Annotated in this window: 7 protein-coding genes; 3 read left to right on the top strand and 4 right to left on the bottom strand. The window is 64.1% G+C overall.

Annotation, left to right across the window (positions count from 1 at the left end):
* Positions 1–148 (bottom strand): GTP-binding protein (locus RUH75_RS23260; RefSeq protein ID WP_409592422.1); only part of this gene is annotated, 148 nt, incomplete at its 3' end.
* Between the two features lie 169 nt (positions 149–317).
* Here RUH75_RS23260 and RUH75_RS23255 point away from each other — a divergent pair.
* The 3 genes from RUH75_RS23255 to RUH75_RS23245 are packed head-to-tail and all read left to right on the top strand — an operon-like array spanning position 318 to position 2418.
* Positions 318–1529: a toxic anion resistance protein gene (locus RUH75_RS23255; RefSeq protein ID WP_313809581.1), complete on the top strand. Its 1212-nt coding sequence runs from the start codon at positions 318–320 to the stop codon at positions 1527–1529.
* 4 nt (positions 1530–1533) lie between these two features.
* On the top strand, positions 1534–2244 hold the full coding sequence (locus RUH75_RS23250) for a hypothetical protein (protein ID WP_313809580.1): 711 nt from the start codon (positions 1534–1536) through the stop codon (positions 2242–2244).
* 18 nt (positions 2245–2262) lie between these two features.
* On the top strand, positions 2263–2418 hold the full coding sequence (locus tag RUH75_RS23245) for a hypothetical protein (protein WP_313809579.1): 156 nt from the start codon (positions 2263–2265) through the stop codon (positions 2416–2418).
* Here RUH75_RS23245 and RUH75_RS23240 read toward each other — a convergent pair.
* From RUH75_RS23240 to prfB, 3 genes are all read right to left on the bottom strand, one after another.
* Entirely contained in the window at positions 2415–2714 is a 300-nt protein-coding gene (locus RUH75_RS23240) for a PilZ domain-containing protein (protein ID WP_313809578.1), read from the bottom strand. The genes RUH75_RS23245 and RUH75_RS23240 overlap by 4 nt on opposite strands.
* Before the next feature lie 120 nt (positions 2715–2834).
* A complete protein-coding gene (locus RUH75_RS23235; protein WP_313809577.1) occupies positions 2835–3569 on the bottom strand; it encodes a methyltransferase domain-containing protein in 735 nt (244 codons plus the stop codon).
* Complete coding sequence (prfB, locus tag RUH75_RS23230) at positions 3569–4696, bottom strand: peptide chain release factor 2 (RefSeq protein ID WP_313809576.1); 1128 nt, start codon at positions 4694–4696, stop codon at positions 3569–3571. Before prfB ends, RUH75_RS23235 begins: the two co-directional genes overlap by 1 nt.
* Positions 4697–5047: the final 351 nt, after the last annotated feature.

Here is a 5047-nt window from a genome sequence, read left to right as displayed (position 1 = left end):
TGTCGCGGAAGGTGCCGGACTGGCGGAAAAGCTGGTCGACGAGCGTGGTCTTGCCGTGGTCGACGTGCGCGATGATCGCGATATTACGCAGGGACATGTCTTGCCTTCGGGATTTAAGGTTTTCCCGGCGGGCACCGCGCCTGTCCAGGAGGTTTGGGCGCGCCCCTACAGGAAATGACGCGTTGCGGCAAGCTTTGCGGGCGGGCGGCACGATTGCAATGGCGGGGACAGGCCTCTAGCGTGCGGCACAGGCTTGCAGCCGCACTGTTCTATATACATATAACAGTGCGAACCCTTGATGGCCCCTGGGAGATGACATGGCTTCGACCGCGCCGACCGCAACCGCTGACACGCTGAACCTGACGCCGCCCGATCCGGTGCCGCCCGTCGCGCCTGAAAAAGCGGCGGGGCTGGTGCCGCTGGATGATGAGAAGCGTTCGAAGCTCGATGAGAAGGTCGATGCCTTCATCGACGATCTGGTCGCGCAGGACGCCAATTCGCCGGAATTCGGCCAGCGGGTCGACCAGCTGACCAATATGGGGCGCAAGGAGATTGCGGAGGCCGCGGGGCATTCGAACCGCTTCCTCGACCGCCCGGTGCGCGCGATGGACAGCGACAACAAGGTGGGAGTTGACCTGGCCGAACTGCGCCGGACGATAGAAGACCTTGATCCGGGCAAGCGCGGCAGCCTGACCGCGCCGAAGAAGCTGTTCGGGCTGATCCCGTTCGGCAACCGGATGCGCGACTATTTCGACAGCTATAAAAGCGCGCAGAGCCATATCAATTCGATCCTCGGCAGCCTCGCCAGTGGCAAGGACGTGCTGATCAAGGACAATGCCGCCATCGATGTCGAGCGGCAGAATATGTGGGCCACCATGGGTCGTCTGGAACAGATGATCCACATCTCCAAGACGCTCGACGCCCGGCTGGAGGCGAAGGCGCTGGAGCTGGATTCGACCGATCCGGCCAAGGCCAAGGCTGTCCGGGAGAGCGCGCTCTTCTACATCCGCCAGCGTACGCAGGACCTGCTGACGCAGATGGCGGTGACGGTGCAGGGCTATCTGGCGCTGGACCTCGTCAAGAAGAACAATGTCGAGTTGGTGAAGGGCGTGGACCGCGCCGGGACCACCACCGTCGCCGCTTTGCGCACCGCCGTGACCGTGGCGCAGGCGCTGGTCGGGCAGAAACTGGTGCTGGAGCAGATCACCGCGCTTAACACCACGACCGCGAACATGATCGATTCGACCGGCGAGATGCTGAAGAACCAGACCGCACAGATTCATGAGCAGGCCGCGTCCAGCACCATCCCGATCGAGACGCTGCAACGCGCCTTCCAGAATATCTATGACACGATGGACAATATCGACACCTTCAAGCTGAAGGCGCTGGAGAGCATGAAGACGACGGTGGCCACGCTGTCTAACGAGGTCGAGAAGTCCAAGGGCTATATCGCCCGCGCTGAGGGACAGGCCCAGGCCGCGCAGCAGGCACGCGTGGACAATCCGCTGCTGAGTTCGATCGAGGCGTGATGCGATGAGCCGATCCGACCGCGTTCTTGCCGACGCCGAGGCGGTGCTACGCCGCCATAGCGAACGCGGGCAGAGCCTGTCGGCGCGCGCCCGGCAGCGGCGCAATGCGGCGCTGATGCGGAAGGTCAAATATGCCTTCTGGGCGGTGCTGGCGGTGCTGATCGGCAGCACGGTCGCGGGGTTCGTGACGCCGCTCGGCACGACCGGGGTGATGATCGCGCTGGGCGTGATGATCGCGGCTGTGCTGCTGATCGGGCTGAGCCCAAGCGAGCGGCGGGTTCGGACCGAGGCGCTGGCCCAGACCGAGTTGACCGCCCTTCCGCTCCAGACCGAAATCTGGCTGGAAAATCAGCGCAAGGCGCTGCCCGCCCCCGCCGTCACGCTGGTCGACAGCATCGGCGTCAAGCTGGAGACGCTGGGGCCGCAGCTTGAACGGCTGGGGGAACAGGACCCGGCGGCGCAGGAAATCCGCAAGCTGCTGTCCGACCACCTGCCGGAACTCGTCACCGGCTATCAGTCCATCCCCGAACCGCTGCGGCGGGAGGAGCGTAATGGACGCGTGCCGGAAAGGCAGCTGATCGAGGGTCTTGGCGTCATCGATGCGGAAATCGCGCGGATGAGCGAAAATCTGGCGAGCGGTGATCTCGACAAGCTGGCAGTGCAGAACCGCTTTCTGGAACTGAAATATCAGGAGGCGAAGGAACTCGGGCAGTAGCACCGTTTTCCTTGTCTCATGATCCATCTGACGCTGATCATCGTCGACTTCCTGACCGGGCTGCTGGCGGCCGGGGCATGGGCGCTAGCCTCGGCCGGCGGGGCGATTGCGGCGTTGATCGGCTGCGGATTGCTGAGTGCGTCGCTGCTCCGTCGATGGCGGCGTAAAGGCTAACGTCCCTCGATCCACCTCGTCATCATGGCGGGCGTCAGGGGGGTGTTGAACTGGATGCCGAAGCGTTTGCCATTGATCCAGATGACGCGACCCCGGGCTTCCAGTCCCAGTGCTTCGACCGTCAGGGAGGCGCCGTCCGTTGGCGGGGTTTCGCTGTGAGCCAGAGCGCCGGAGCAGGACAGGTCCAGAAAATGCGCGCGGAAAGCTATATCGCCGGTGCGTAGGGCGACGGGCCCGAACATCTTGTGTCGCGGATCATGGCGCCGTTGCGTGGCGCTGCCGGTCAGGTCAGCCATATCTGCCTCTCCCCCAAGGCATCACATCATGAAAAGGTCAAAAACGCGCGCAGAATCATGGTTGTCAACCTGTTTACCTTCTTGCGCGAGGAGAAGCGACTGGCCAGGATTTTAATACGATCAGGATCGCAAAGTGCAGGGAACGATCGCGCCGGGGGCCGGGCGGGCGGCAATGCGCCTGAACCGGGCGAAATAGCCCCCCGCGGTGGGCTTCGGGATCAATTCCTCCAGCCGGAATCCCATGGCGGCCAGTTCGCAGGCGAGCAGACGCGGCGGGGTGCCGTGCTGGCCGGTGGGCCGGTTGGCGTCGACCACGATCAGTTCGCCATCGCGTTTCAGCGCCGGGCTGAGGTTCCAGAGGAACGCATAGGGCTCCGCGATTTCATGGTACATGTGGACCATGAGGATGCGGTCGAAGCTGTTTTCGGGCAGCTTCGGGTCTTCCGGCGCGCCGAGGCGGACGCTGACATTGCGCCAGTCCTCCCGGGTGATGCGGCGGCTGAGCGCCTCGATCACTTCCGGCATGATGTCCTCGGCCAGGACGCGGCCCCTGTCGCCCACTCTTTTCGCGAGGCGGACCGTATAATAGCCCTCGCCCGCGCCAATATCGGCCACCGTCATGCCGGGGCGGATGCCGGCGCGGTTCATGATGTCCTCGGCCTCGTTCACCCGGTCGCGCGCTTCCTCGCTGGACCAGCGGGTGGAGACGATCGGCGCCACCGGGCGGTCGGCGCGCGGGAAGGCGCGGGCCGCAACCGGGCGGTCTTTATTCCTGTCCGACGAGAACGGGCCACAGCCCGCCAGCAGCAGCAGGCATCCCGCCAGCGCCGCCCCTCCCGCCGGAAGAAGCTTCATCAGTCGACATCCTCCACATCGACCTTTTCGCCCGTCACCTTCTGGCTCAATGCGGCGGCCATGAAGGGATCGAGCGCGCCGTCCAGCACATCGTCGGGCGCGGTGGAGGTCACCCCTGTCCGCAAATCCTTCACCAGCTGATAGGGCTGAAGCACGTAGGAGCGGATCTGGTGGCCCCAGCCGATCTCTGTCTTGGCCTGATAATCGGTCGATGCGGCTTCCTCGCGCCGACGCAGTTCGGCTTCGTAGAGGCGTGCCTTCAGCATGTTCATCGCAGTCGCGCGGTTCTTGTGCTGAGAGCGGTCGTTCTGCGAAGCAACGATGATCCCCGAGGGGACGTGGGTGATGCGGACGGCGGAGTCGGTGGTGTTGACGTGCTGCCCGCCGGCACCCGAAGCGCGATAGGTATCGATCTTGAGGTCGCTTTCCTTCACTTCGATATCGATATCGTCGTCGATCACCGGATAGACCCAGACCGAGGAGAAGCTGGTGTGGCGCCGCGCCGAGCTGTCATAGGGGCTGATGCGCACCAGACGATGCACGCCGCTTTCGGTCTTGGCATAGCCATAGGCATTTTCGCCCTTGAACAGGAAGGTGGCGGACTTGATGCCCGCCTGATCGCCCGCCTGATAGTCGACCAGTTCCACCTTGTAGCCGCGCCGTTCCGCCCAGCGGCGGTACATGCGGCTGAGCATTTCGGCCCAGTCCTGGCTTTCCGTGCCGCCCGCACCCGCGTGGATTTCCAGATAGGTGTCGCTGGCGTCGGCCTCGCCCGCCAGCAGCGCCTTGATCTTGTCTTCATCGGCACGGTCGGCGAGGGCCTTCAAGGAGGCGATGGCTTCGGCCACCATATCCTCGTCACCCTCGGCATCGGCCATTTCGATGAGTTCGGCGGTGTCGGTCTTTTCGCTGTCGATCGCGCGGGTGGCGCCGATCGCGGCTTCCAGCCGGGTGCGTTCGCGCATCACTTCCTGCGCCTGTTTCTGGTTATCCCAGAGCGTCGGGTCCTCGACGCGGGCGTTCAGCTCGTCAAGGCGGCGAAGGGCGCGGTCCCAGTCGAGGAAGCGGCGCAGCAGGTCCAGCGCGGCGTCGATGCGGTCGATATATTGCTGCGCTTCGGCGCGCATGATCTCTTCTCCAAATTCCGCGCCACGGGCGCGAACGGTCCTGATGCGGTCCTTTCTTGCGGCGCGGGGCGCGCGTCAAGAGAAAGTCTGCAGGATTTGGGTGACATGAGTGACACGACAAGAGGTAGCGAAACGGGGATTTGCGGCGAAATTTCCTACAGCGACGGCTCTGGGGGCGACCATAGCGCCGGGAAGGCTGTGTAGGACAGCGGAAAGTGGGGGCGGGATATGGCCATTTGTAGCCATTGAGCGCGACGTGCTCCTGCGCAGGCAGGAGCCCAGTTCAGACGTTGCAGTGATGAGGCGAGGGCGGGACTGGGTTCCTGCCTGCGCAGGAACACGGTGCGCTTC

It is taken from the genome of Sphingobium sp. (assembly GCF_032153725.1).
In the GTDB taxonomy this organism is placed as follows: Bacteria; Pseudomonadota; Alphaproteobacteria; order Sphingomonadales; family Sphingomonadaceae; genus Sphingobium.
The sequence above is the reverse complement of the archived record's forward strand: the minus strand, read 5'-3'. Positions and strand labels throughout refer to the sequence as shown.